The following is a 26,121-nucleotide window of genomic DNA, read 5'->3' as shown; positions in this document are numbered from 1 at the left end:
TTATGTCTGCTGGGTGCCACCAGCACCATCCACACCCACCGGCTTACCCCGGCCAATGCCGTGGTATTCAAGCCCCGCGGCAGCCACGGCCTCAGGGTCGTACTGGTTGCGGCCGTCAAACACGATGGGCTGGCGCAGGCTTTGGCGCATCTGCTGCAAATCAAAGCCCCTGAACTCTTTCCACTCGGTCACCAGCAACAGGGCATCGGCCTGTTGCAGTGCATCTGCCGCGGCGTCTACAAAAGCCACGCGGGGCAGCAACTCGGGCACGCCTGCAAAGTCAAGCGCAATGCTGCGCTGGGCCTCGGCCTTGGCCACGGGGTCGTAAGCGCGCACACTGGCGCCGCGGTTCAGCAACTCTTTGATGATGTGGCGGCTGGGGGCCTGGCGCATGTCGTCGGTGTTGGGTTTGAAGGCCAGGCCCCAGATGGCAAAGGTTTTGCCACGCAGGTCGTCGCCCAGGCGGGCGCGCAGCTTGCGCACCAGCACATCAAACTGGTGCTGGTTGGCCTCTTCTACCGCCTCTAGCACGCGCATGGGGTGCCCCCACTCGGCAGCGGTGCGGCGCAAGGCCTGCACATCTTTCGGAAAGCACGAGCCACCATAGCCCGTGCCCGCGTACAAAAAGCTGTAGCCAATGCGGCTGTCGCTGCCAATACCAATACGCACTTGCTCGATATCGGCGCCCACCTCGTCGGCCAGGTTGGCCAGTTCGTTCATAAAGCTGATGCGCGTGGCCAGCATGGCGTTGGCAGCGTATTTGGTCAGCTCGGCGCTGTGGATGCTCATGCGCATCAGCCGGTCGTGGTTGCGGTTGATGGGGGCATACAGCTTGCGCATCACCTCAAACGCCTGGTCGCCCAAGGGGCCCTCTGCCGCGCCCACCACAATGCGGTCGGGGCGCATGAAGTCGTCAATGGCCGCGCCCTCTTTCAAAAACTCGGGGTTTGACACCACGGCAAAATCAACCGCCACGCCACGCTCTTGCAGCACCTGGGCTACCGCAGCGGTCACTTTGCCAGCCGTGCCCACCGGCACTGTGGATTTGTTCACGATCACCGTGAATTCGTTCATGTGCTGGGCAACGCTGCGGCCTGCGGCCAACACATACTGCAAATCTGCAGCCCCGTCTTCATCGGGCGGTGTACCCACAGCAATGAACTGCAGCGGCGCATGGGCCACGCCCTCGGCCATGCTGGTTGAAAACTTCAGGCGGCCTGCCGCCCGATTGCGGGCAATCAAGGCGTCCAAGCCAGGCTCGTAAATGGGCACACCGCCCTTATTCAACAAATCGACCTTGGCTGCATCCACATCCACGCACATCACATGGTGGCCCAAGTCTGCAAAACACACGCCGCTTACCAAGCCCACGTAGCCTGCGCCAATTACTGTTACGTTCATTTTAATAAACCTCCGTGTAGGAGGATAAGTTCAAATAATGACCTACCCTTGACTGCAAGCGCCTGGCGCCAGTGCACACAGACTTAACCCACCACCGGCACACATGCCTGTGCCCATCAGTGGCACCTGCTTGCCACCAATTCATTCGGTAATGCAACCCCGGCGGCGGTGTAGGCAACGGCTCGGCAATCCCAAAAATGCCCTTTGGCCTGCAAATCGGGCTGGGCACTGAGCTTGGCGGCCAAGCCAGCGTTCTGCGCAAAATCGGGCGACATGGGCCGCAAAATGGCTGCCTGGCTGAAGTTGGTGTAGGCCTGCTGGTAAAAATCACGTGCCAAATCAGGGGCCCCTTTGGCTTGCAAGGCATAGGTGCCATACAGGTAGCCCATCAGGTCGTGCAGTTGGGCATCGCTGGGCGTCAGGGCAATTCCAGCAATCAAGTCAGCCCGCCAGGTGCCCCATTCTTTGAGCGGCACGGGCCGTGGGTGGGTGCGCCACTGCTCAACACCCGCACGGGCGCGGACAGTGCCCAAGTCGGCCTGGGCTGCAGGCCACAGGGTGCGAGCGGCGGCTACCAACAACAGCAAGCCTGCCAGCAACAACGCCCACTGTAGGTATTGGCGGGGGTGCGGCTTGATCATGTCAGCCCAGCCCCAAAATACTGGCCGCTGTGGCCCTGAACAGGCGATCGGCCCGGCGGGCACCGTATTCGTCTTCAACCGCTTGGCGGGCCGCCGCCAAATGCGGGGGACGGCTGTCCAGGTTGTGGGCATCGCTGGCCACAACAGCCACGGCGTCTTGATCCATCAGGGCCCAAGCGGCCTTCTCGGAGGTTTTGCCAAAATCACCCAGCAGCGACCCGCCGGTCACCTGCAGCCAGCAGCCCGCCGCAATGTAGGGCTGAATGCGGTCTACATCGGCCATCACATGCTTGTTACGCTCGGGGTGGGCAATCAAAGGGCGAATGCCCTGCTCCAGCAGCTTGTACACAAAGCCCAAGCCCCAAACAGGCAGGCCCTGGTGTGGAAACTCAAGCAACAACACCTTCATGCCCTTGTGCTCGCCCAAAAACGGCACCTCGTGGTCGGCCAGTTGCTGCAGCGATTCATCAGACGCACGCAACTCGGCCCCCGGGTACACCGCCAGCGGAATGCCCTGCTCGTTCAGCACCTGCTGAAAAGCCTGCACATGCATGGCAATGACAGACTTTTGGTTGGGGTAGCGGCCGGGGTGGATGTGCGGCGTCATGGCGCTGGCCGTGATGCCATCGGCCACCGCAGCCCGGGCCAAATCGAGCGACTCGGCCAGGTTGCGGGCACCGTCGTCTATGCCATGCAAAAAATGGCAGTGCAGATCGATGATGCCAGTGGGTTCAGTCATAAATCAGCTGGTTACAAAAGGTACGGTGCAAGGGCATGCAACTTAGGCCGCCTTCTTTTTGCCAGTATTGGCTTCGGGTTCGCTGCCATAAGCCTCGCCGTAGCCACCCTTGCCATAACCGTATTTGCCATAGCCCGAGTATTCGCCGTAGTACTTTTCGGCCTGCTTGAAGTCGAAGCGGTTCAGCACCACGCCCATGATCTCACCCTCGGCACGCCGAATGCGTTGCAGGCCCTTGCGTGCCAGCGGGTACGGGGTGTCTGCAGCTTTAACCGCATAAATCACACCGGTGGCATGCGCGCTGATCACCAGCGCATCGCTCACCAACTCTACTGGGGGCGAATCGATCACGATGATGTCGTAAATGGCAGCCAACTCGTCTAACGTGGCCTTGAACTTTTGCGACAGCAACAGTTCCAGCGGGTTGGGCGGGATTCGGCCCGAGCCCAGCACGCTCAAGGTACTGCCAGGCACAGCCTGCAAGCATTCATCCAACACCGCAGTACCCGCCACCAATTCAGACAGGCCCTTGGCGGCAGGTGCCAAATCCAACCCCTTGGTAATGGCAGGCCGACGCATGTCGGCATCAATCAGCAGCGTGCGCTTGGTTTGCGAATGTGCCAACGCCAGGTTGATCGAGAAGGTAGTTTTACCCTCACCCGGCAGGCTTGATGTCACCAACAAAATGCGGTTGGGCACATCAATGGCCGACAGCAGTACCCCGGTACGCGCCGTGCGAATCGCCTCCGAGTAGATGGATTTAGGGTTATCCAAAAACAGGCGAGCACTGGCCACCCGGTCAGTATCGCCCTTGTCAAGCAGTGGCAAAGTGGTCAACAACGGGGCTTTGAGCTTGGATTCGACGTCTTCTGTGGTCTTGATGGTGTTGTCCAAACGATCAAGCAACAACGACACCAACACGCCAATGAACAAGCCCAGCACAAAAGCAATGCCGATGATTTGGGGCTTTTGCGGTTTAACGGGTTTGATGGGCACTACCGCAGGGTCTACCACCCGCGCTACTGCACTTTGCAAGTCACCCGACACATTGGTCTCTTTGGCCCGGGTCATGAACATGTCGTAGATCTGGCGGTTCGAATCCACCTCACGCTCCAACACGCCCAATTCAAACTCTTTGCGGTTCAAGTTTTGGATGCTGCCACGGGCACTGTTAAGTGTGCCCTCCAAAGCGCGCTCGGTGCCCACAGCCACTTCGTACTCGCGGGTGACGCTGCCGACAACAGATTCAACCTGGCGTTTGACGTTATCACGCGAACTTTTAAGCGTGGCTTCCGCAGCGACGTACTTCGGGTGCTCGAAACCATAGCGCTGGGCCACCTCCGACATGGTTCGCTCGGCCTCAGCCTGAGCCTTTAACGCCTCTGAAACATTACTGTTGCGCACCACAGCGGGCAAGCTGCTGTAGTCACCATTTTTACCCACTGACTTGATTTGGTTGTAGGCATTTTCTGCCTCAGCACGCCGCAAACGTGTCTCTACCAAGCGCTGGGTTACTTCTTCAATCTGCTTGCCGGCACCACTTTGGGCTGCACTCTTCACATCCACAATGCCGGCCTTCTCGCGATAATTCTGCAGATTGCGCTCTGACTCGTCGAGCTTGGTCTTGAGACTAGACAAACGCTCTTGCAACCAGCCGCTGGCCTGCTTGGTCATTTTGTAGCGAGCATCCAAATCGTTTTCGATGTAGGTGTTTGCGATGGTGTTGGCAACCAATGCAGCCAATGCGGGGCTACTTGATTCAAAACTAATTCTGGCAAGTTGACTCAAGCGAACAGGCTCAATCGTCAGCCTCTTACTAAACTTCAAAAAAACAGCATCGGCCAAGGATGTGTCTGTCCAATCCTTGCCCTCGACCTCGTCACTGACACCCAGCTTCTCTGACCATTCTTGCAGTTGGCTTTTCTCTTTAGCACGGGGATCAAACTCTGGATAATCCCAAAGCTTCAGCACCTGGATGGTACGAATGGCGACTTCGCGCGATTTGATGATTTCAACCTGGGTTTGAAAATATTCACGATTCTGGCTGATACCGCTGTACACGTCTTCAATCGAAACCACCTTGTTTTTGTTGGCTTCGATCAGTACAGTCGACGTGCCCCGATAAACGGGGGTAAGCGCAAAAACAATCACACCCGCCAGCAAGGCCACGACTAACCCAAAGGCCAAGATAGCCCACTTGCGCTTAGTGATACTGCGCCAGTATTCCACCAGGTCAAGCTTGCCGGCTTCGTCATCCGGGTCGTGCAATGAAATCTGCTTGTGCTTATGGGGCAACTCGGCAGACGGCTGTGTAATCAAAGACATGTGTGACAGACTCAATTCAGGCAACCTCACCCATGGGCATGAGGCCATATTTATCAATTACAGATACAAGCAGAGCCTTCACAAAAGGCTCAAGCATCTGTGACGCAGGCTTAAAGCTGGCTTAGAAAAAGCTTTCTTCGACCGTTACGATATCGCCCGGCCCAATATAAGTATTCAAATCAACCTTCTGGGCTTTCTGGGTAGGATCGTCTTCGCGAATGACATAAATTTTATTCACCGAGGCTCTCTCCTTGAAACCACCAGCCAATGATGCGGCTTTACGCACCGTCAAACCTGGTTGAAAAGGGTAGCCTCCGGGTTTTTCAACCATGCCATTGACATAAAAGGGTCGATATTCCTCAATTTGCACTGAAACCTTGGGGTTGACCAGAATCCGCCCTTTCAAGCCAGCCACGATGATGGCCTCCAGATCCCCGACGGTGCGACCCAGAACTTTGATTTCACCAATCGCCGGGAAACTAACGGTACCCGCATCAGTCAAACGGATCTTTTCACGGGTGAAGTCATCTTCACCCAAAACCCGAATAGTGATCACGTCACCCGCCGCCAATTTGTAGCTAGACAAGGCAGACACACGAGCACCAGTTTGCGGGTTGAGAGCATAGTCACCGGCTTGGTTCGCAGAAACATCCGCCGCAATGGCTAGCCCCGCACAACCCAGCATCAGGGCACCGGCCACCGCCGCTTTGATTGAGCACAAAAATCGAAACAAAGTCACAGGCCGTGCCCCTTCAAGAATTACAGAGTGCCTTGCAGCGAGAGGAAGGTAGAGTTACGGTTGAACTCGTTAATGACTTGGTTCGATTTGCGCTTGGTGTAAGCCCATTGCGCACCAGCGCGCCAGTTGCGGCCCACCTCGTAAAACACGCCAATCGAAGCGTTGTCGATGTTGTCTGTACGGCCCGCGCCATCGTACTCAGACTTCAGCGTGCCCAGACTGGCCGTGCTGGTCAGGTTGCTGCGCCATTTGTGGTTCCAGTTGACCAAGTTACCCGTGTTGATCAGGTAATTGCCCAAGCCTGTCGAATCTGCCAAGGTGCGGCTGCTGACCAACTCAAAGTTAGAGTAGGTCAAAGGTGACCACTTCACTGAGCCCTCCCAGGCCGTGCCGGTGGCCTTGCCAAAGCCACCATCAGTGAATGTTTTTTGGGCAGAGCCAATCTTGAAGGCGCCCGATGTCTTGGCCGTAGCGTCCCACACCACACCCACATAAACGCGGCGATCGTTGTTGCTATAGCCTGTGTTGTTAACGTAATTGGCATGCACCTGATTCAGCTCAACCATCATGCTGGTGCGGGGTGCCACACGATAGTAAAAACGACCGGCGATACCCGTCTTGTCGTTATTCAAAACCGACGTGACGGTCAGGTTATTTTGGTATCGCTTAGAGATGTAGTTACCCTCAACCTCAATGCGGCCTTGTGCCTCTTTGGCACCGTAAGCGTAAATGGCACGGGCTGTTGGTGCATTCCAACGATTGGGGGTAGACGTGGCGGTGGTGTTGGTGGTGCCACGGGCATCAGATGTTTCGATATACCCAACATCCCAACCCAGGCTGGATCGGCTGCTGAAATAATTATCACCCGCTAAATCAAAATTATGGTGATTAAAATTATCAGCAGAGCTGGCGGTGTATTTGGTGTAATTACCCTGATAACGCAGGGTATAACGGTCACCACGGGTTTTAAGCTCGCCCACAATATCAGGCTGCAGAGAATAGAAATTAGATGCCACGCCACCGCTGGTAGCCGCATTCACGTTGCTGTTGTGACCAAAGCCTGCAAGGGCCGATGCATACACAAAAATGCCGTTGTTGAAACGAACTGGCAGACCATTGACGGGCGAGGTCAAGATGGTGGTTTGCGTGCTGTCGCGGCGGCCAATGCCGGCCAACTCGTACGAGGGGGTGGCGGCCAACTGGCCCAAGCTGCCCGTGGTGCCGGGGGCACTGAACATACCACCCATGAAGCCTGCATCACCCGCCGGCGCCGAAGGCGCCGTGGGGGTGGCGGCACTGCTGTCTGCAGTGGCGCTGGCCTTGCTGGCAGCATCGTTGGTAGATTGGGCTTGGGCCGAGATGCAGAAGCAAAGGGTTGCAACCGCAAGGGCCAGAGGGTGGGTGTGATGTTTGTTCATGTCCGTGGCACTCTACAAAAGTGTTGATAGATGTCGCGGTGTTGCCGCGCCTCGCCTGCACGCACTCACCAAGGGAAGTGTCAATGGCAAATGTGTGAAGATGTTAACACGGGCCCTTTTTTTTCCAGTACTAACCCTAATAATGAGTTCAGAAACTTTGTAACGCCTTGTCCGGTGCTGAGCATTCGAACTTGACGTTACCCAATCTGTACCATCAAACGGGGCCTCCACCCTTCCCCCATTTGGGTGAGGGGCGCGCTTTTTAGCGATGTTCACGATTCCGCTGGGCATTAAAAATCAAAATGATCAAATATGAGAGCATTAATTGAAAAATATGATTTCAATTTGTTTCAAATCAAGTCGAAACCACGGGGGTAGCCTTGCTGGCATTGGGGGTTGATCGCGGGCGGCCATGGCGCTGACATCGTTGTCTTGTGCGCATAGCGACCAAAATGGGCTGGGCGGGGCTGCCAAATGGCCACCGTAGATGTATCAGCCATGCAACACAATTTGCCTTCGTGGCCCGCCCAGGGCCCAGGCTTGGGGTCGGTTTTTGCGGCACTGCACACAAACCGCCCCGCACCAGAGCACAGACGCTACCATTTCAACCCGATGCACCAGCCCACCCTTACAGCCCCACCCCGCCGTGCCCAGGCCGGCGACAGGCAAGGTGCCTTTGAGTGGGCGGGCAGGCTGCGTGCCTTGCGCTGGCCCCAACGCATGGTGGGCTTGTTGTGCCTGGCCCTTGCGCTGGCGGCAAGCCAAAGCCAGGCCGAGTTGGTTGAGTTTTCGCGCAACCTGCTCAGTTGGGCCGAGCAACGCTGGGGCGCGGGGGCGCCAAGCCGCATGCTGACCTGGCAACGCCTGGTGCGCGATGCCCAGGCCCAGGTGGCGGCCAACAAGCTGGACGCCCCGCAGTTGCTGCTGCGCTCAAACGACTTTTTCAACCAGATCCCGTACATGACTGATGCGCGGCATTGGGGGGTGGAAGATTACTGGGCCACACCGGTTGAGTCGCTGGGCAGCCTGGCGGCCGATTGCGAAGACTACGCGATTGCCAAGTACCTGACGCTGAAAGAGCTGGGCATACCGATTGACCGCTTGCGCATCACCTATGTGCGCGCCTTGCGCCTGAACGAGGCGCACATGGTGCTGGCTTACTACCCCAGCCCAGATGCCGAGCCCCTGATTCTGGACAACCTGAACCCCGTGATTCGCCCCGCATCGCAGCGCACCGACCTGGAGCCGGTGTACAGCTTCAATGACGACGATCTGTGGTTGCCCAATGGCTCGACGCGCAAGGGGGGCTCAAGCCAGGTGCGTTTGTGGAAAGAGCTGCAGGCCAAGCTGCAGCGCGAGCAGCAGATGTAAACCACCGCGGGTGGCAGCGCAGCCACCGGGTGGCCAAACCAGCCCCAGCCAGGGGCGGGGCGCCATAGGCGGCCTTGGCCTTTTTAGGCAGGCCGTGGCACAGGCCCAAACCAGGGCCAGCCCAGATCAACCTGGGCAGAGCCCCGGCCGGGTTGATGCCTCAGCGGCGGCGCAGCAGCATGGGCACCACCCAGCTGGCCAGGCGCAGCAGCCGCGCGGGGCCCACCATCAGCAAAACACCCGCAGCCCCAGCCACCAGAGCAGGTTGGCTGGTGATCAGGCGCAATGTCTTGCTGCGCGGAAACCCGGTGTCGTCAGCCGATGCGCCCTGCCCTTTGGCGTGCAGCCGGGCGATGGCGGCCTGGATGCTGCGGGTTTGCCGCAGCAGGCGTTGGCGCTCGATGCGCTCGACCAGTTGGGCCTTGCGTTCGGCCAGGCTGAGGGATTGATCAGACACATCGGTGATGGGCATGGCGCTGGCAAGCTCGTCTGAAGATGCCACGGCCTCGGCAGCCGGGTGGGGGTGGCCACGGCGCGGGCGATTTTGAGGGCGACCGTGGGGGTGATCGTGGGTGCGGCGAGGTGTCACAGCCCCTCCTTGAGGTCGGCCCAGTCGCGGCCCAGCTCGCGCCGGGTCAGGGCAAAGGCTTGCTGGCCCTGGCGGGCCACCCGTACAAGGGCCACCAGCACCCCACCCCAGGCCAGGGCCCAGGCTGCGGCAACGCCCCACGCGGCGCCAAGGCGCCAGGGGGTGTCCCAGAACTGCACCAGCACCGCAGCCGACAGCACGATGAACAGCACCACGGTGAGTGCCGCCGCAGCCACGGCCAGCACCAGCAGGCGGCGCAGGCGCTGCTTTTCTTCGGCCCACTCGATGCTCAGCAGCTCAACCCGGTCTTCGGCCGCCAGGGCGGTCTCGGTGACGGTGCCGCGCAGGCGTTGCAGCGGGGCCTCAAGCCCCAGCAGCGACAACCACCTGAAGCGGCCCGCCGGGCGAGCGCCGGGCTGCGCATCAGCCATCAGCGGCGGCCCAGCAAATAGCCCACCAAGGCGCCCACGGCCAGGGCGGCACCTGCTACACGCCAGGGTTCGTCGTGGGCGTAATCGTTGGCCACGCGTGCGGCTTCGCGGGCCTGGCGGGCGGCCTCTTGGGCGGCGCGCACGGCGCTGTCGCGCACGCTTTCAATGCCCGACTCCATGCGCTCGCGCAGGGCACGGATTTCTGGCACCGAATCAAGCTCTTTGCGGCCGATCAGGCTGCGCAGATCGGCGACCAGGTTCTCAAGTTCGGTCTGGGTGGAGTTGCCGGTAGATTCGTGTGTGCTGGAAGACATGTTCTCTCTCCTGGGGACAGGCTCCGGTCGGGCCATATGCCAACCGACGAGCATGTGCACATATTAAGCACAGTCGGTGGCATGGCATTGAGCGGGGTCAATTAGAAAGGCGCTACCGACCCGTGGTTCGTTAACAGATGTAAGTATGCCGAACGGCAGGGCCAAGGCTCTGGGGCGCAGCGCAGGCCTGCGACAGCAAGCTGGGCAGCCAAGGCAGGCAGGCATGGCGCATAAGGCATCACGACACCACCCGATACAAATGGGGTGCGACACAGGCTGCACCGAATGCGGCCCAGCACAGGCCCCGAGGGGCCAGAAAACGGCGTTGCACGGCACGGCGCGCGGCCCAACGATGGCAGCCACAGCACCCGATGCCGCACGCAGCACGGCCAAAATCAACGCAACGCCCCAAGCCACCAACCTGAGCGCCCAGGGTGGTTGCAACAGGGCCGACCCGCCCACTGCCACAGATTTGCCGCAGATCTGCCGCCCCGAAGGGCATGGCCCCAGCACAGGGGTCGGCCGACGATCTTCAGTACTTCAGGTTTCTTTTTCTGCCCGTTCCGCGCTGGGTATTCAACAAACCCCCGAAGACCTGCATGTACACCGCCGCACAGTAGTCACACTCATGTCGTTTTGAACCCGGGATCAATCGCATCCACAAAGGTCTTTTCATGCGGGATAGCCCGCTGCCGCACTGCCGGCATACCAAATGGTATTTGCTGCTGTTTTCGAAATTCATAAAACTTTCACACCGATTGAAGTCAAAGAAAACTGGCTTTGCGGGTGCCCACCAGGCGTTTAAAGGCCTGGCGAGCACGCACCAAAATAAAACAAACCAGGGGTTGGGAGTTATTTGCGAGAGGTGTTAAATACCCAGAGAGTTGGTTGCAGGTTTTGGCTACTCATGTCTCCTGCCTCTCTACCGCGATGTGACTTCTGGCCACCTGGGGGCTTAAAGCCTGATTATTTTTTGCTTGGCTTGATGAATATTGATGGGCCTGCGAGGTACGCGCAAAAGGCGATATCCTCTGAAAATCATTCAGGCCCGGCAGTGATTGCGCCATCATCACTCCGACAATGGGCAGATGACTGACATCGGTGAAAAGCAATAGGCTGCCATATTTAACAGAGCCCAGTTCGCACCGAACGACCTGCATCAATCGTTTTTCAGGCAGGCTTATCTTGAAAACACAGCTGTAATTTTTGTTTTGTGCGGGTTTGTTGAATATGTCCATCGACAGATAGCTGATCTGAGGAAAGTCGCCCTCCAGATCGCAGGCCAGGCTGATGGTGGCCAACACCTCTTCCGGTGAACACCCGCGCACGTCTTCTTCCTTCAAGCCAAACTGAGAGAAAAACATCCGATTGACTTTGGTGGCATGGTCAAGGTGGTCAAAAAGAATCCAGCCGTCATGGGCGTTCTTTCTGGAGCGCACGTACTTGAGCAGGCGCTCGGCCAGTTCTTTCTCTGAGGGCGGCACATCACCGGCAATGAATGGGCCGGAGGGTGGAAACCCACTTTCAGAGGTGTGCAAATGCGCGGCGTGATCAGCATGGGCCCTCGATGGCTGGCCCGTATTGCGGCCCAGGCGCGCCCAAAAATGAGACAGCCACCCTGCCCCGGGAAGCCGTTGCACCCATCTGGTGATGCCACCGGCACTGCGAACAGACCCCGAGCGCGGCGCTGCATTCAAACGTGACGTTGGATCGGGCTTGTCCACAAAGCGGTTCTCCGTAAATAGTTTTTTGCGCACTATCAGTCTTTTTTTATCACTGATGATGTTGATGACATTTCGTTATCGTTTATATATTTTAGAATTAAATAGTAACAGAAACACCAAATGTTGTCTTCTTGTGCAAAACTTCACGTAAATGTAAAGATTTTCCATTTCTAGGCTGTGACGCCATGAGAAGGATTAGCAAAGGCCCAAAACCCACAAGTTCGGGGGGGGCAGAGCCTGAAAAGCACGTGCCACGCTGGCGCACGGTGTGGCTCTGAAGGTGGCTTGGGTAGAACTGGCGCCAACTGCGCTGAGTGCGCCGCATGCGCTGAATGCGCCAGTGCATGAGCCAGCCGGGTGCTGAGGCAGCTAGGCCAGGTGTGCACGGCTTACAGAAGGGGCTTGGCACGACGGTGTGGCGTCGTGCGCGGTGATACACCCCCGGCCAGGCTGGGGGGGCGGATCGTGCTGGTGTCAGCGTTTCAGTGCTTGCCGTGGCATGGCCGCTCGATGGCGCAGGAGGCGGCCTGGGTTGAAGCGGGCAAGGCCCGCTTCATTCAATGAATGGCTTGCGACCGGCGACGGCGACGCAGGCCCAGCATGGCAAGCCATCCCAGCCCGCCAGACAAGCCCAAGGTGGCCCATTCGGACAAGGTGGGCACGCTGTTGAGCGAGTTGTCGATGGCGGGGCCACCAGGATCGGTGATGACGCCGTCCAGCGTACCGTCGTCGTCACCCTGACCACCGTCGACCAAAGGCAGCGTGATGGTGTTGGTGCCGATCTGGGCCGCCGTGAAGCGGTACCAATGCGCCGTGTCGGTGGGCGAGGTTTTGCCGTACTTCATGTAGACCGTGCCCGTTGGCAGTGGGTTTGAGAAGGTCAGCACCAGTGTGGTCGAACCGCCTTGAGGGCCCGTCAAAGTGACGTCAAACAAGCCCTGCGGAAAGGTGTAACCAGCAGGAGGTGCCACCAAGGGCGATTTGGCATGACCGGTGACTGGAATGAAGCCCGCCGAGTTGGGGGTATCAATCGCCCACCCGTTGCTCACCGACTGCGTGGCTCGGCCCGTGGTGGTGCCTGTGACCGACGAATTGGGTGCCGAACAGGTGGGTGAGCTGCTGCCACCATTGCTGCCTTGGCAGGTCCAGGTCCAGGGAGACCCCACATTGACGACCGAAGCCGCGCCAGGGGTCAGGCAAAGCCCTGCCCCAGTAGGCATGAAGGGTGTGGCAGCCACCGTGCCGCACTGCCCGTTGATGGCGGCGGCCAGCACTGCGGCAGAGGCGGTCGAACAGGCTTGCACCCCTGTGGTGGTGCCAGCCGATGCCACCGGGGTGACGCAGAAGAACAAGTATTTGCCCACATCGCCAGCCACTGGCGTGTAGTTGAGGCCTGTGGCCAGGTTGATGGCGGTCTTGCCCGAGCCATTGCTGTTGGCCCCCACGTACCAGGCGTACTGGCTGGTGCCCTCGGCGTTGCTCTCTGCGTCGCTGTAGGTGTAGGTGCCTGTGAGTTGCACGCCCACCTGTGCGGTGCCGGTGATGCCCACGGTGCTGGCCACCGGCACCGCATTCAAGGTTGGCAGCGTGAAGTTGACGACACTGGCCGCAGCATTGCCGGCCTTGTCCACCACGTTGGCGGCGGTGATCGCCAAGGTGTCGCTGTTGGCTACCGTGGTGCCGCTGCCCAACGTCAGCAAGTAGCTGGTGGCGTAGCCATTGCTGGCCGATATCGGGGTCAGCGACGGTGTAGCGCCCAACGATTTGCCGCTGACCGACAGGTTGCCGACGGCCAGGCTGGCCGTGGCCACCGGCTCGCTGAAGGTCAGGGTCAGGGTGTCAGCCACTGTGTAGCTGCCCGTGGCATCGGCATCATTGGCGGTGATGGCGCCACTGCTGGCTTTGTCGGGTACGGTGGTGTCCACCAGCACCCCGCTCAAGGTGGGCGGGGTGAAGGTCAGGGTCGGCGTTTGGGAGTAGGCGTCTTGAATGGTGCCGCCGTTCAGTTGCACCGGGCTGCTGATGCTGATGCCTGAGGCCGCGGTGTCGCCACTTTGCACGGTGTAGCTGAAACTCAAGGCGCTGGTACCGCTGCCCGAGGCGTAGTTGGCATACACGGTCGAGCCCCCCAGGTTGACGGCAATGCGCGGCGTGCCTGTGACCGTGACAGCCGCCCCCAGGTTGACCGTGAAGGTCAAGGTTGTGCCGGCCTTGTAATAGCCGTTGCTGGGCGAGTTGATGCTGCTGATGCTGGTGGCGGCAGGCGCTGCCACCTGGCTGCTGGCAGCGCTGCAGTCCTCAGCCCCCGTCGTGATGCCCGTGTTGGCGACCGGCGTCACGCAGTAGAACAGGTACTTGCCCACATCGCCGGCCACCAGGGTGTAGGTCTGGTTGGTGCCCAAGGTGAAGCCGCTGCTGACCGCAGTGTTGTCGCCGGTGGTGGCCACGCTGTTGTCCGTGGAGCGCACCCAGCGGTAGCTGGTGCCGCTGCCGCTGGTGTTCTGCGTGTCGCTGTTGGCATCGCTGTAGCTGTAGCTGCCAGTCAGCGCATTGCCCGCCGTGGTGGTGCCGCTCAGGCTGACCGAACTGGCGGTGGGGGCCGTGTTGAAGACTGGCAAGGTGAAATTGACGGCCGCCGAAGCCGTATTGCCGGCCCGGTCTACCACGTTGGCGGCCGCAATGGTCAGGGTGTCGCCAGAGGCGACGCTGGTGCCGGTGCCCAGGGTCAGCACGTAGGTGGTGGCATAGCCGGCGTTGGGTGACTGCGCGCTCACCGCCGCGCCTGTGCCCAGGCTCTTGCTGCTGACCGACAGGTTGGCCGCCGTCACGCTGCTCACCAGGACGAGCTCGCTGAAGGTGAGGGTGATGGTGTCGTTGAGGCTGTAACCGCCGCTGCTGTCGACGTCGCTGGCGGTGATGGCGCCGCTACTGGCTTTGTCGGGCGCGGTGGTGTCGATCACCAGGCCGCTGTAGGTGCCTGTCAAGCTGGTGTTCGCGACGCTGTTGGAAGTGCCGTTCTTGATGGAGCCGCCGTTGAGGTCCAAATTGGCCGAGGCGCTGACCGTGCCGTTGGCCCCGGCCGAAGGGGTGTACCGGAAGGTCAGGGTGGTTGAGCCGGTTCCCGACAGGTAGTTGGCGTAGTAGCTGGGGGTGCCACCCACCTGCAAGACCACGCGGGGCGATCCCGAAACCGTCACAGCCGCCGAGAAGGAGACCGTGAAGTCGACATTTTGGCCCGCCTTGTAGTAGGTGCTGCTGGGGCCAGCGAAAGTGCCGACGGTAGGTGTCGCTGGTGCTGGTGCTGGTGCTGGTGAACATTGCGCCGGCGCACTACAAGGGCTCCCGGCATTGGTGCCACTGCTGCATGAGATGCCATTACAACCTGCCGAGGCCACTTTGAGGCTGCCCAGCAAGGCCCCCTGACGCCGGGAATGGGCCGTGAACAAGCCCAGGTCACCGCTGGCACGGCCAGATCGGCTTGGAACCGCCTCATCCTGTGTTGAAACCGGGGCGCCTGATGAGGTGGAGGACTGGCCGGTCCGCACCTGGGCCATCAGGCGTTGGGCCGTGTTCAGGCGGGTGCGCTGGATGGCTTCGGCCCCAGGGCTGTCGTCGAGCGCGAATGAGTCGGCGGAGGTCCCTTCGGCCAAAGGGGCCGGGGCGGGTGCAGGTTGGATCTGGGCCTGGCGCCGCGAGGCTGATGAATGCGAGCGCACAGCCAGACCCGCCCCGACCAGGGCACCAGCGACAGCCGCGCTGGGCAAGGCCACCTTCACAAGGGCCGCTGCGAGTTTGTTGGAGTTGTTCATGTTGGGGGATCCGTGCTGGGTTTTCAGACAGTGAGCGGTGGAAAATGAAAACGATGGCCAAAGTCTTCGTCGGACCAGGCCATGACATGGGGAAAGCGAGCCTGCTCGATCAAGGCCAGGTCGTAGATCTGGTCGATGTCGCCGGTGAAGATCAGCCAGCCTTGTTCATCGAGCTTTTCGAGGTCGATCACCCAGAAGCCGCTGACGGTGGTGGGATGGCTCGCCAGCAGGGGCATGGGGGGGGCGTTCTCGGAGAACCGCACCCGCGACAGACCGACGAACAGCAGCGAACCAAGATGGGCAAGCCCACGGGTGTAACCAGGCAACTCGGCCACCAAGGTGGATTCGCTGCCGTCTTCGCGGCAACGCCAGACCCGGCCATGGCCCGATTCGCAGTAGTACACCCAGCCATCGATCCAGCGTGGGGAATGCGGAAAAGACAAGCCCTCGGCAAGCACTTTGCCCTCGGGCACCGTCATCAGCATGCCTTCGCTGCGGAAGCTCTTCCAGCCCAAAGGGGTGTCGTCGCGCGAAAAGGCGGTCACAAAGGCCGGCCGACCGCCGCGCATCGCCATGCCATTGAGGTGGCAGCGATCTTCATGCGCCAGGCTGCTGATGAAGTGGGGTTTCCAGCGGGGGACGAAGTGGTAGGCAGGGTCGAGGGTGGCCAGGCATGAGAAGGCCGTGTTGACCATCCAAAGCGTGCCGTCATGGCCCCTGGCGATGTCATGGATGTTGATGTCGCCGGTGACACGCGTCGCATGCGGCACGTAGCTGGCATCGACCGGGCAGCCCGGCTCGACGCTGGCATTGAGTGCATCATGCCGGCGGTACTCCAGCACCTGGGCCCAACTGCCCAGCAGCATCTGTTGCGGCTCGATGAGCAGGCCCATGGGCCGGGGCACCTCGCGGAACAGGACGTCCACCGTGGCGCCTTCGCTGCGCACCAGCATCAGACGGTTGGCCTGAAACGAGGTCAGGGCCACACTGACATCCAGGCGCTGAAGCAGGGCCGGCAGGGTGTCGGAGTGCAGCGTGCCCGGGTCGAACGGGGCATCAAGGTCGCGACTGGCGTGTTGTGTCATGTCAGGGTGGGGTTTGCAAAGCCAATGCCAGGGCTTGATCGGCGCGCACCGCACCGTGGCCTTGCTGCTCATTGCGGCCACCGGGCCAGCGCAGCGCCGGGTCGCGGTAGGCACTGCGGGCCAGCCATTGACGGACCTGGGCCAGGGTTGATTGCGGCCGTGCTGCCAACAGCAGAGCGCTGATGCCACTCACCACGGCCGCTGCCGCCGAGGTGCTGCCCAGGGTCTGGTAGTCAGCACCGAGCCCCGGGCTCAACAGATCGCCCGGGGCCGTGAGAAAAACATCCTTGCCCGAGGCCGTCCAACCGGTACGGCCCTGGTGGTCAGAAGCCGTGACGGACAGGACGGCGGGGTGGTTGGCCAGGCTTTGGCGGCCGTTCAGGCTCTCGGCCAGATTGCCGGCCGCCACCACCACCACGGCCCCCTTGCCCTGCCGGCCCTCGCGGGCCAGCGCATCGATCAGCAAGGCCACGGGATCGGGCAGCCAAGGCAGCTGGAAGCTGCAGTTGATGACATCGGCCTGGGCCTGATGGGCCATGCCCAAGGCCATGACGAGGCTCGATGTCCAGCCGCTTTGCAGGCGGATGTCGATCAGGCCGGCCTCAGGGGCAATCCCCTCGAAGGTGCCGCCATCGGGTCGGGCCACGGCACGACCCAGGATCAGTCCGGCCACGCCGCTGGCATGCGCTTCCATGCCTGAGGGCGAATACCCAGGCTCGAGGTCGGCATCGGCATCGAACCGTGCCAAGGGCTGCAGGCCCTGCAAAGCGGCGGCTCGCAGGTCCACCCCCGAATCGATCACCGCGACCCGCACCCCCTGCCCCCGGCTGATGGCCCGGCTGGCACGCACGCCGGTGGTGGCCAGCACGTCAAAGACACCGGGTTGCCAGAACCCGCTGCGAGGCATGGTGCGCGCCATTTCCCGGATCTGCTGCCTGGCCCGCTGGGCCGGTACCGAGCCCGTGGGCCAAGGCAGGTTCTGGCTGATATCGACTTGAACCGACAACACGCCAAGCTGGCGCTGCAGTTGAGGAAGCCAACGCAGAGTGGTGTCGATGTCGGGCGACTCCAGGGCGTCGACCTGCAGGTCGCCCACACGGGCCAGTGACAACAGCGGCAGCGGCGTGGCCACCCCAGGCAGGGACGGCGCTGGGAACGTGGCCCTGCGCGCAATGAGCAAGCGATGGGTCAGGCCCCACAACTGCCCCTCGGGCCCTTCCACGTATCGCAGCTCGAGGGATTGCGGCAGCGCGCCCAGCTCATGGGGCGCCACGGTGCGCAGACTGAGGACTCGGCCTTGGTTATGGATGCTCACGCGGGCGGGCTCGGCCTGCCCCCCCGAGGCCCGGCCGACAAGGGCCAGGGCTGCCCCGATCAACAGCCACCGCCCCAGGGATCTGCGACCTGGGCTCAAAACCGGCCTCCGGCAGCTTGCTGATCAACACTGAACAGCCCACTCAGGGCCTGCAGCACCTGGTCAATGCAGTGCGCCGGGGAAGCGCTGGACGTGTCAAGCACCAACTCGGGCTGAAGCGGTGCCTCGTAGGGCGAAGTGATGCCCGTGAACTCGGTCACCTGACCAGCTCGCACACGGCGGTAAAGCCCCTTGGGGTCACGCGCCTCGCACACGCTCAGCGGGGTGTTGCAGTAGACCTCGACAAATGGCCTTGGCGCCACGCGTTGACGGGCACGCAGGCGTCCATCAGCAAAAGGCGCAATCAGCGCCACCAAGACCAGCAGGCCGGCCTCAGCCATCAGGGCGGCCACCTCGGCAGTCCGGCGCACGTTCTCGACACGGTCGGCTGCCGAAAACCCCAGGTCGGCACACAGGCCCGTTCGCAGCAGATCGCCATCGAGCACGGTGCTGGCCAGGCGCTGCTCACGCAGGCGCGCATGCACGCCCTGGGCCAAGGTGGATTTGCCGGCACCCGAAAGACCGGTGAACCAGACCACGGCACCCCCGTGGCGCCCCCCCGCGGGCCCGGGTACGGACGGATCCAGCGACGGAAAGACGATGGGGGAAGCGGGGTGGGAGGAGGCGGACACCTTTGAATTTTCTCAGCATTCCTTCACAAAAAATTGCAAAAGAAGACAAATGAGACATGATGATTTCCCCACCCCCGAGGCTGCAAACACCGACCGGTACGCGCATGTTCTGTCATAGAAACAGCGGTCAATAGCCCCGCAAATCCCGTATCCGATGCAGCAAGCCACCCCCGCAAATCGTCTGCAAAGTACTGGTCAATAATGGAATGTCGTTGTCAAAGCAGCCGTGGCTGGCGGGCTGCCTGAGGTCGGGCAAGGCCGTCAGCACCTTGTCGTCGTGCAGCACCTGCAGGCGGTTCAGCAGCTGGCTGTCGGCCACGGCGCGGTGCCAGGCGCGCAGGGTTTCGCCGGTGGCGGCGGCGCCGTCCCAGGCGTGTTCGTCTTGCTCGGTATCGAACACGCGCTGCAGGCCCAGGATGGGCGTGCGGCGGTCGGCCTCCAGGGCGTTCGACACGAGGTACAGCAACGACTTGCGGTACACCAGCGCGGTGTTGTCGGCGCGCTCCAGGGGGTCGCTCAACAGCGCCAGGTGGGTGCGGGGCAGGATGTCAGTGGCCGCGTAGTGCTGGTTGGCAAAGGCCACCGTGCAGGCCGGGGCGTAAAGGTGCACGCTGGGCACGGCATCGAGGGCCGGCCGGCCGGTGGCTGCGCGGGTGGCCTGCAGGGCCGAGATCAGGTGGCCCAGCCACAGGCTGCCGGCCGAGTGGCCCACCAGGTGGATTTGCAGTTGATCGCCCCACAGCTGGATCAAATCGACCAGCGCGTGCACCAGTTGGTCGCCCGCCCGGTGGCTTTGCCAGGCCAGTTGGGCGTTTTCTTTGATCTCTGACCAGATGGGGCGGGCCAGGGGGCGGCCCACAGTGGATTCGATCAGGGCATCGGTTTGCGCCCACAAAGCCTGGCCCCAGCCGGTGGCGGCGGGCTGGCGTTGGCGCCATTGGCTGAACAGGTCGCCCAGGCTTTCGAGCAGGCCGGTTTTCCAGACCACAAACAGGGGGTAGCAGCCATTGCGCTCAAACACCTGGCCCAGGGCTTTGCAGCGCTTGAGGCCGTCGGCCTCGCTGTTGAGGCCCCCGTGCACATAGATCAGCAAGCGTTTGGGGCTGTCGGCCGGCTGGGCCCGAAACCAGCGGTCGGGCAGCACGGTGGCCTGGTAGGCCAGGCTGCGGCTGCGCTCGTCGGGGGTGAGGTAGCGGCTCATGCGGCCGTCGTTGCCCACCATCAGGGCGTGTTCGGCCAATTGGGCGCTGTTCCAGGGTGGGCTGCCGGCGCCCTGCCCCGATCCGCTGTTGGCACTGTGGTGGGGCCGGCGCTGGGCTGCCGCACCGCCGGCCACCAGGCCGGGCACCCCCAGCGCCACCACCCAGGCGTCCATGCCGTGGGCCAGCCAGTCTTCGTAGCTGATCACGGCAAAGCCATGGGCGCCCCAGTCGGCACCCCACGAGTTTTGCAGCACAAAGCCGCGTTCGTTGAAGCCCACCAGGGCACAGGCGTGGCCGGCGTCGCGGCGCACCACGCCGTCGAAGGCGATCACGGGCAGGTCGTGGTGGCCTTGGGGCAATTGGGTGATGGCGGGCAGATGGGCCCAGCCCTCGTGCACAAAGCACGACGCATACACCGCACCCACGGTCTGGATGGCCGCCTGCAGGTCGGTGATGGCACCAATCTGCACCCGGTAGAACACGCCCAGCGTGTGTTGCTGGGCCTGCTGGGCATAGCCGAAGCGGGGCGAGCCCTGGTCCAGTGCCTGATAGGGCCACTGTGAATCAAGGCACACACCGTGGTTGAACCAGCCGGTGATGGCGCTGCGGCAACTGGCCCCCTGGTTGTTGTCGCCACTGTTTTCGTCGTAGCGGCGGGCCATGTTGTAGAGCATGCGGGGGCTGACCGACTCGAACTGCGCGGGGTAGCCGGCCTGGGCCCAGCGCAGGTAATTGACCACGCCAGCCAGGCCAAAGCCGGTGCAGGCGCCTTCGTGGCCCTGGTTCAGGACCAGGCCGGCCTGGGCATACACGGGCAGCAGGCGCTGCACGTCGGCCTGGGCGGGCCATTGGGCCAGCAGATTGACGGGGGGCGGGGTGTAGGGGCGGTCGTTGAGGTCGGGGGTGTCGGGGCGGGCATTCAGGCGACGGCGGGCATGGTGATGGTGGTGCGGGCTGGGCTTGGACGTGCCGGCAGGGCCGGTGCCCGGTATGGAGGGCCCGGTGGCGGTGGCGGTGCCTGCGGGGGTGCTGGCCAACGCTGCTGCCCCAGCGGGCCCGGCCCCCCAATCGTTGGCCTGCGCCAGGGCAAAGACACTGCTGAAGCGGTCCAGCCCATGGGTACCGCCATTGACCAGCCGACGGGCGGCAGCGTAGTTGCCCTGGGCCAGGGCCTGCTCCAGGGCGGTACGGTGGCGTTGCAGAAACAGCGCCAACAGCAGGGCCGCCACCTCGGGGGCGTTGGCCAGGTCGGGCTGGGCCAGCAGATCAAGGCCCAGCGCGCGGCCATAGCTGTCGTAGTTGCTGCGCCCCGTGAGCTGCACAAAGCCCCGCCCCTTGTACAAGGCGCCCTCGCCCCGGCGGTTGCCCAGGCGCCCGTCGTACAGGCCGAAGGGGGGGCCACCCGGGGCGGTGTTGTACTTGGACGGAAACTCTGAAATGGGCACAAAGCCCGAGGTCTCGGCCCGGATGGTGCCCAGCGTGGCCAGCACCAGGGTGCGCGAGCACAAGCCCGTGGCCCGCAGTGCGGCCAGCACGTAAGGCAGAAAACACGACACCGCCGCAGCCTTGGCGCCCGGAAAAAGGGCCTGAGCCGCGGTGGCCTGAAGTTCAAGATCAAGCCGGGGCTGGCCCGGGGGCGCAAGGCCCAGTGCCTGCAGGTTGCGCGGGCCCACGATGCCGTCGGCGATCAACCCGCGCCCGGCCTGCCAGCAGCGCAGCGCGCCCCCCAGGGGAGCATCGAACAGCTCGCCCCCGGTGGCCAGGCCGGCATAGGGGGCTGCGGCCGGGCCCAGGGCCTGGCACAGGGTGGTTCGAAGCGCCGCCACGCTGGGGTGGGTGCAGCCTTGCTGAAGCAAAACCAGGGACATGGTGGGGCCCTTTGTGCCGAGGGGTGAGACAAAACCGAAGGCATTATTGGCAAGCCCGGCCCCATGTCGGCGCCCGCTGCCGCAACGCAGGGGCAGCAGCATCAGCGGCTGCCACCGTTGGCCCAAGACAACGGACCGCGCAGCCGCTGAGGCGGTGGGCCAGCAGGGCGATCAAGTGCCTGATCTGATCGGTTTGCTCGCCAAAGGCCGACCGCGTGCGCTGGGCGGCCAAATCTGCCCGCCGATGTGGGCAAGTGCAAGACCCACGACACTTTGTGGTGGCAGCGACCAACGCGCCGGCTGGCGCACTGACTGGGCACTGACTGGGCGCTGATTGGGCCCTGGCTGGGCCGGGGCTGAAACACGGCCTGAGGTGTTTGCTGAAGTGCTACCTGAGGCGCCGGCCAAGTTCAGTTGCGGGCATGCGAGAGCTGAAAGCGCCCGATGTCGGCGTGGTTCTGGAGCGCGTTTGCCAACGTGGGCAGGGCCACCCCGGCGTCGCGATTGATGGCCACGGCCACAAAGCTCCATTCGAACTGCTGGCCGCTGGCCACGATGGCGATCGATTTTTCGGCCAGCGCGTAGCCGTTTTGCCGGAGCAGTTCTGCCACGTGGGCCTGGGTGGGCTGGCAGCCAGCCACAAAATGCAGGTTGACGCCGATCGCATGGCGCGAGGGCAGCCGCGCCTCCAGGGTGGCGCCCCAGAGCATCAGGCTGGACGACAGCAGCGTGAGCGAGATGGCTGCGCCATAAAAGCCGATGCCCACCAGCACCCCGATGGCCGACGAGGCCCAGATCGATGCCGCGGTGGTGAGGCCGCTGATGTTGAGGCCTTCTTTCATGATGACGCCGGCGCCCAGAAAGCCGATGCCGGTGACGATGCCCTGCACCACCCGGGTGGGGTCGACGCTGGCCGCATGCAGGCCATGGCCGGCATACCAATATTCGGGGTAGCCCACAAACACGGTCAGGGCCGCCGAGGCCATGCACACCATGCCGTAGGTGCGCATGCCGGCGGCGCGGCCGTGATACGAGCGCTCATACCCCACGAGCAGGCCCAGCAGCAGGGCCCCAAAGATGTTGCAAAAGATGACGAGATTGGCGCGCAGCTCGCTGATGGACCAATAGGCATCCAGCCACTCTTTTGACATCAGGTCCATGTTTGATCTTTGTTGTTGTTCTGGCGCGGTGCGCCGAGGAGTGCCATGGCCGGGCCTGAAACGGACCGAATCAAACCATGACACGCCTTGTCACAAATTTATAACATGGCGCTGGCGGGCGGGATTCAAGCCCCTGGCACGGGCCCGAAATCACCCTCGACCCAGGCGCTGGCGCTGCGCTGATTCAGCTTGAAGTCGGGGCGCACGCGGCGCTGGGCCACGGGCTCGCTGTAGGGGGGCAGATCGGGGTGGGCGTAGGCGGCCAGGGTGGCGTAGGGCTCGAACTCGTCGGGCACGATGTCGAGGGTGACCTGCCAGCGGGCGTCGCCCAGGTTCAGGTCCACACTTTTGTGCAGCTGGGCGCGCAGCTGCTGTTCGTGGCGGCGCAGCACCTCGCTGGCGGTCTTGACCAGGGTGTTGAAGGCGTTGGTGTCGAGCGGCTTGGGGTTTTTCTTGTCGCGCCCCATGGTCCAGGGGCCAACCAGGGCGGGCTCGGGTTCGCGGCCTTTGTACATGGCGACGGCCCAGCCGTCGTCGTCGTCATTTTTGATGACGCGGGCCGTCCAGCCGTTGTCAGCCCACAGACGGGGCTCTTTTACCACCGGAGTGTCATCGGGGGCGTCGGGGTCTTGGAGGTCGGGGTCGTGCGGGTCAGAGAGGGACAAAACAAAAGCCAGGGCAAACAGGGAAAGCGCTGCATCTTACGCGCTGCACCGCCCCCCTGCCCCGGCAAGCCGGTGTCGCCCAACCGGTATTGCGCAACGGGTGTCGCCCCACCGGTATCGCCCAACGGGTCTAGCCCAGCAGGCCGGCCACCCGCTCGCCGATGGCCAGCGAGCTGGTCAGGCCGGGTGACTCGATGCCGAACAGGTTGACCAGGCCAGGCACCCCATGCACGGCAGGCCCCTGGATGACGAAGTCGGGTGCGGGCTGGCCCGGGGGCGCGATCTTGGGGCGCATGCCGGCATAGCCCGGTTGCAGGGCGCCGTCGGGCAGCTCGGGCCAGTACTGGCGCACCTCGGCATAAAAGGCGTCGCCCCGGGCGGGGTCGACCACCAGGTCGTCGGGTGAATCGACCCACTGCACATCGGGGCCGAACTTGGCCTGCCCACCCAGGTCGAGCGTGAGGTGCACCCCCAGGCCGGCGGCCTGGGGCACGGGGTAGATCAGGCGGCTGAAGGGCGCGCGCCCGGCCAGGGTGAAATAGTTGCCCTTGGCGTAATAGGCCTGGGGCACATGGGCTGCGTCAAGCCCGGCAAAGCGGCGCGCCAGATCGGGGGCGGCCAGGCCGGCGGCATTGACCACGCTGCGGGCACACAGGGTGGTGCCGTCGGCCGCCTGAAGCAGCAGCCCTTGCGGCGTGACCTGGGCACTTTGCAGGGCCGACTGCACGGCCAGGGTGCCGCCTGCGTTTTCAAGATCACCCAGCAGGGCCAGCATCAGGCCGTGGCTGTCGATGATGCCGGTGCTGGGCGAGTGCAGTGCCGCCAGGCACTGCAGGCGCGGCTCCAGGGCCTGGGCCTGCTCACGGCTGAGCCAGGCCAGGTCGGTGACGCCATTGGCGGCCGCCTTGTCGACAATGCCCTGCAACTGACCGAGTTGTTCGGGCTGGGTGGCTACCAGCAGCTTGCCGCAGCGTTGGTGGGCGATGCCGCGCTGCTGGCAATAGGCGTACAGCAGCTCGCGCCCGCGCACGCAAAGTTGGGCCTTGAGCGAGCCCTGCGGGTAATAGATGCCGGCGTGGATGACCTCGCTGTTGCGTGCGCTGGTGCCGGTGCCAAAGGTTTCGGCGCTTTCCAGCACCAGCACCTCGCGCCCTTGCAGGGCCAGGGCACGCGCCACGGCCAGCCCCACCACACCGGCCCCGATCACAACGCAGTCGACGGTCTCCATCACAGGGCCCGGGGGTCGACCGTCAACAGGCGCTGCACCAGGCCTTGCAGATGGCCGCGCAACTCGCCAAAGCCCGCGGTCGGGGCCAGGGTGGCCTCGTCCATGTAGAGCTTGCGGTTGATCTCCAGCTGAAGGCTGTGGCGATGGCTGCTGGGGTGGCTGTAGCGGCGCACCAGCTCCACGCCCTTGTAGGGGTGATTCAGGGCCACGCTGTAGCCCAGGGCGCGCAGGTGTTCGCAGATCAGTTCGGCCAGCGCGGGGCTGCTGGTGCTGTGGTCGCGGTTGCCCACCACAAAATCGGCGTGGGCCTCGCCCGGGAACTCGGTGGCGTGGCTGGAGGCCACGGCGGGCATGGAGTGGCAATTGATGTGAAGGCTGTAGCCATGGCGCGCGTGGGCGGCGTCGATGGCCTGGGCCACGGCCGCGTGGTAGGGCACCCAGCAGCGCTCGATGCGGTCTTGCACCTCGCCCACGCTCAGGCGGCGTTGGTAGATGGGCTCGCCGCCATCGGTGCTGCGCCAGATCAGGCCTTTGCCCAGGCGCACCTTGCTGAGCACCTTGGGGTCGGTGGCCACCGGGCCGGGCCAGGGCGTGTCGAACAGGGTGGTGTCGATCTCGGTGGTGTCGCGGTTGGCATCGAGGTAGCTGCGCGGAAACAGGGCCTCGACCCAGGCCACGCCAAGGCCCGGAGCAAAGTCGTACAGCTTCTCGACATGGGTGTCTTCGGCCTGCCGCAGGATGGGCAGAGGCACGGCATGCTGAAAGTCGTCCGGGTAGAAAGTGCCGCTGTGAGGCGAATCGAGCACCAGTGCGGTGGTGCCCTCCAGGGTACGGATCAGGTCTGCAGTCATGCCTGGATTGTCTCGCAGCCAGAGGGCCCTGCCCAGGGGCCCAGACACGGTTCTTGAATTCACCGCTGAACCGCACCGGGCTGCATTTAAACTTCGGGCCATGCAATGGCTTCGCACCTCCCGCTCACTGACTCACCTGGCATTGGTGTGGTTTGTGCTGGCTTTCGGGGCGGCTGTGGCCTCGCCTTTGCTCAAGCCTGAGGCGCTGACCCTGGTGTGCTCGGCCAATGGCGGTATGAAGCTGCTGGCCAACAGCCCCGATGGCGACGATCAGCCGACCAGCCAGAGCGGGCACGCGCTGGATTGCCCGTTGTGCCTGGCGCTGGATGTGCCGCTGGTGTTCGCCAGTCTGTTTGCGCCTTTTGAATCGCCGCTGGCCCCTCAATTGCAGCCTGCGCTGGTGGCCCACCTGGCGGTGGTGGCCGGCGCCCCTTTGCCGCCACGCGGCCCGCCAACTCAGGCCTGAGCCTGGCATCGGGGGCGTTGCGCCCTCTTCGCCCCTTCCCTGTTCTTGT

The 26,121-nt window shown here is 62.9% G+C and carries 21 protein-coding genes; 2 read left to right on the top strand and 19 right to left on the bottom strand.

Going from position 1 to position 26,121, the window contains the following annotated elements; genetic code table 11:
• From AC3WUT_RS08135 to AC3WUT_RS08110, 6 genes are all read right to left on the bottom strand, one after another.
• Positions 1-1,401: a UDP-glucose dehydrogenase family protein gene (locus tag AC3WUT_RS08135; protein WP_492346568.1), complete on the bottom strand. Its 1,401-nt coding sequence runs from the start codon at positions 1,399-1,401 to the stop codon at positions 1-3.
• A gap of 116 nt (positions 1,402-1,517) precedes the next feature.
• Positions 1,518-2,042, bottom strand: coding sequence for a hypothetical protein (locus tag AC3WUT_RS08130; protein ID WP_492346567.1), 525 nt, complete (start codon positions 2,040-2,042; stop codon positions 1,518-1,520).
• A 1-nt stretch (position 2,043) separates the two neighbouring features.
• On the bottom strand, positions 2,044-2,781 hold the full coding sequence (locus AC3WUT_RS08125) for a tyrosine-protein phosphatase (RefSeq protein ID WP_492346566.1): 738 nt from the start codon (positions 2,779-2,781) through the stop codon (positions 2,044-2,046).
• A 42-nt stretch (positions 2,782-2,823) separates the two neighbouring features.
• Positions 2,824-5,106: a GumC family protein gene (locus AC3WUT_RS08120; protein WP_492346565.1), complete on the bottom strand. Its 2,283-nt coding sequence runs from the start codon at positions 5,104-5,106 to the stop codon at positions 2,824-2,826.
• Between the two features lie 121 nt (positions 5,107-5,227).
• Positions 5,228-5,845: a polysaccharide biosynthesis/export family protein gene (locus AC3WUT_RS08115; RefSeq protein ID WP_492346564.1), complete on the bottom strand. Its 618-nt coding sequence runs from the start codon at positions 5,843-5,845 to the stop codon at positions 5,228-5,230.
• A gap of 20 nt (positions 5,846-5,865) precedes the next feature.
• Positions 5,866-7,263, bottom strand: a complete 1,398-nt coding sequence (locus AC3WUT_RS08110; protein WP_492346563.1) for an outer membrane beta-barrel protein — start codon at positions 7,261-7,263, stop codon at positions 5,866-5,868.
• A gap of 702 nt (positions 7,264-7,965) precedes the next feature.
• On the opposite strand from AC3WUT_RS08110, the gene AC3WUT_RS08105 reads away from it, so the two are divergent.
• On the top strand, positions 7,966-8,634 hold the full coding sequence (locus AC3WUT_RS08105; protein WP_492346562.1) for a transglutaminase-like cysteine peptidase: 669 nt from the start codon (positions 7,966-7,968) through the stop codon (positions 8,632-8,634).
• 160 nt (positions 8,635-8,794) lie between these two features.
• Here AC3WUT_RS08105 and AC3WUT_RS08100 read toward each other — a convergent pair whose 3' ends face one another.
• From AC3WUT_RS08100 to AC3WUT_RS08040, 13 genes are all read right to left on the bottom strand, one after another.
• Positions 8,795-9,136 (bottom strand): hypothetical protein, encoded by a 342-nt coding sequence (locus AC3WUT_RS08100; RefSeq protein WP_492346561.1) that lies wholly within the window; start codon positions 9,134-9,136, stop codon positions 8,795-8,797.
• 83 nt (positions 9,137-9,219) lie between these two features.
• Positions 9,220-9,654, bottom strand: coding sequence for a phage holin family protein (locus AC3WUT_RS08095; RefSeq protein WP_492346560.1), 435 nt, complete (start codon positions 9,652-9,654; stop codon positions 9,220-9,222).
• Positions 9,654-9,968, bottom strand: coding sequence for a DUF883 family protein (locus AC3WUT_RS08090; protein WP_492346559.1), 315 nt, complete (start codon positions 9,966-9,968; stop codon positions 9,654-9,656). Before AC3WUT_RS08090 ends, AC3WUT_RS08095 begins: the two co-directional genes overlap by 1 nt.
• A 905-nt stretch (positions 9,969-10,873) precedes the next feature.
• A complete protein-coding gene (locus AC3WUT_RS08085; RefSeq protein ID WP_492346558.1) occupies positions 10,874-11,725 on the bottom strand; it encodes a hypothetical protein in 852 nt (283 codons plus the stop codon).
• Positions 11,726-12,249: 524 nt separating this feature from the next.
• Positions 12,250-15,501: a beta strand repeat-containing protein gene (locus tag AC3WUT_RS08080; RefSeq protein WP_492346557.1), complete on the bottom strand. Its 3,252-nt coding sequence runs from the start codon at positions 15,499-15,501 to the stop codon at positions 12,250-12,252.
• A 23-nt stretch (positions 15,502-15,524) separates the two neighbouring features.
• Positions 15,525-16,586: a TIGR03032 family protein gene (locus AC3WUT_RS08075; protein ID WP_492346556.1), complete on the bottom strand. Its 1,062-nt coding sequence runs from the start codon at positions 16,584-16,586 to the stop codon at positions 15,525-15,527.
• Position 16,587: 1 nt separating this feature from the next.
• Entirely contained in the window at positions 16,588-17,901 is a 1,314-nt protein-coding gene (locus AC3WUT_RS08070; protein ID WP_492346555.1) for a S8 family peptidase, read from the bottom strand.
• Between the two features lie 95 nt (positions 17,902-17,996).
• On the bottom strand, positions 17,997-18,632 hold the full coding sequence (gene cysC / locus AC3WUT_RS08065; RefSeq protein WP_492346554.1) for an adenylyl-sulfate kinase: 636 nt from the start codon (positions 18,630-18,632) through the stop codon (positions 17,997-17,999).
• A gap of 127 nt (positions 18,633-18,759) precedes the next feature.
• Positions 18,760-21,702 (bottom strand): C1 family peptidase, encoded by a 2,943-nt coding sequence (locus tag AC3WUT_RS08060; protein WP_492346553.1) that lies wholly within the window; start codon positions 21,700-21,702, stop codon positions 18,760-18,762.
• Positions 21,703-22,112: 410 nt separating this feature from the next.
• Positions 22,113-22,862: an MgtC/SapB family protein gene (locus tag AC3WUT_RS08055; protein ID WP_492346552.1), complete on the bottom strand. Its 750-nt coding sequence runs from the start codon at positions 22,860-22,862 to the stop codon at positions 22,113-22,115.
• A 125-nt stretch (positions 22,863-22,987) separates the two neighbouring features.
• On the bottom strand, positions 22,988-23,527 hold the full coding sequence (locus AC3WUT_RS08050; RefSeq protein WP_492346551.1) for a hypothetical protein: 540 nt from the start codon (positions 23,525-23,527) through the stop codon (positions 22,988-22,990).
• 130 nt (positions 23,528-23,657) lie between these two features.
• Positions 23,658-24,755 carry an NAD(P)/FAD-dependent oxidoreductase gene (locus AC3WUT_RS08045; RefSeq protein WP_492346550.1) on the bottom strand — a complete coding sequence of 366 codons (1,098 nt, stop codon included), beginning with the start codon at positions 24,753-24,755 and terminating at the stop codon, positions 23,658-23,660.
• Complete coding sequence (locus AC3WUT_RS08040; RefSeq protein ID WP_492346549.1) at positions 24,755-25,606, bottom strand: N-formylglutamate amidohydrolase; 852 nt, start codon at positions 25,604-25,606, stop codon at positions 24,755-24,757. Before AC3WUT_RS08040 ends, AC3WUT_RS08045 begins: the two co-directional genes overlap by 1 nt.
• Positions 25,607-25,706: 100 nt before the next feature.
• On the opposite strand from AC3WUT_RS08040, the gene AC3WUT_RS08035 reads away from it, so the two are divergent.
• A complete protein-coding gene (locus tag AC3WUT_RS08035; protein ID WP_492346548.1) occupies positions 25,707-26,072 on the top strand; it encodes a DUF2946 family protein in 366 nt (121 codons plus the stop codon).
• Positions 26,073-26,121: the final 49 nt, after the last annotated feature.

The organism is Curvibacter sp. EU05-FHT14A10, from assembly GCF_058791075.1.
This window is presented reverse-complemented; position numbering and strand designations above follow the sequence as displayed.

Excerpts from the sequence above, each read along its gene's own strand:
- AC3WUT_RS08135 (WP_492346568.1), bottom strand. The coding sequence starts at position 1,401 with ATGAACGTAACAGTAATTGGCGCAGGCTACGTGGGCTTGGTAAGCGGC.
- AC3WUT_RS08130 (WP_492346567.1), bottom strand. The coding sequence starts at position 2,042 with ATGATCAAGCCGCACCCCCGCCAATACCTACAGTGGGCGTTGTTGCTG.
- AC3WUT_RS08125 (WP_492346566.1), bottom strand. The coding sequence starts at position 2,781 with ATGACTGAACCCACTGGCATCATCGATCTGCACTGCCATTTTTTGCAT.
- AC3WUT_RS08120 (WP_492346565.1), bottom strand. The coding sequence starts at position 5,106 with ATGTCTTTGATTACACAGCCGTCTGCCGAGTTGCCCCATAAGCACAAG.
- AC3WUT_RS08110 (WP_492346563.1), bottom strand. The coding sequence starts at position 7,263 with ATGAACAAACATCACACCCACCCTCTGGCCCTTGCGGTTGCAACCCTT.
- AC3WUT_RS08095 (WP_492346560.1), bottom strand. The coding sequence starts at position 9,654 with ATGGCTGATGCGCAGCCCGGCGCTCGCCCGGCGGGCCGCTTCAGGTGG.
- AC3WUT_RS08090 (WP_492346559.1), bottom strand. The coding sequence starts at position 9,968 with ATGTCTTCCAGCACACACGAATCTACCGGCAACTCCACCCAGACCGAA.
- AC3WUT_RS08080 (WP_492346557.1), bottom strand. The coding sequence starts at position 15,501 with ATGAACAACTCCAACAAACTCGCAGCGGCCCTTGTGAAGGTGGCCTTG.
- AC3WUT_RS08075 (WP_492346556.1), bottom strand. The coding sequence starts at position 16,586 with ATGACACAACACGCCAGTCGCGACCTTGATGCCCCGTTCGACCCGGGC.
- AC3WUT_RS08060 (WP_492346553.1), bottom strand. The coding sequence starts at position 21,702 with ATGTCCCTGGTTTTGCTTCAGCAAGGCTGCACCCACCCCAGCGTGGCG.
- AC3WUT_RS08055 (WP_492346552.1), bottom strand. The coding sequence starts at position 22,862 with ATGGACCTGATGTCAAAAGAGTGGCTGGATGCCTATTGGTCCATCAGC.
- AC3WUT_RS08045 (WP_492346550.1), bottom strand. The coding sequence starts at position 24,755 with ATGGAGACCGTCGACTGCGTTGTGATCGGGGCCGGTGTGGTGGGGCTG.
- AC3WUT_RS08040 (WP_492346549.1), bottom strand. The coding sequence starts at position 25,606 with ATGACTGCAGACCTGATCCGTACCCTGGAGGGCACCACCGCACTGGTG.
- AC3WUT_RS08035 (WP_492346548.1), top strand. The coding sequence starts at position 25,707 with ATGCAATGGCTTCGCACCTCCCGCTCACTGACTCACCTGGCATTGGTG.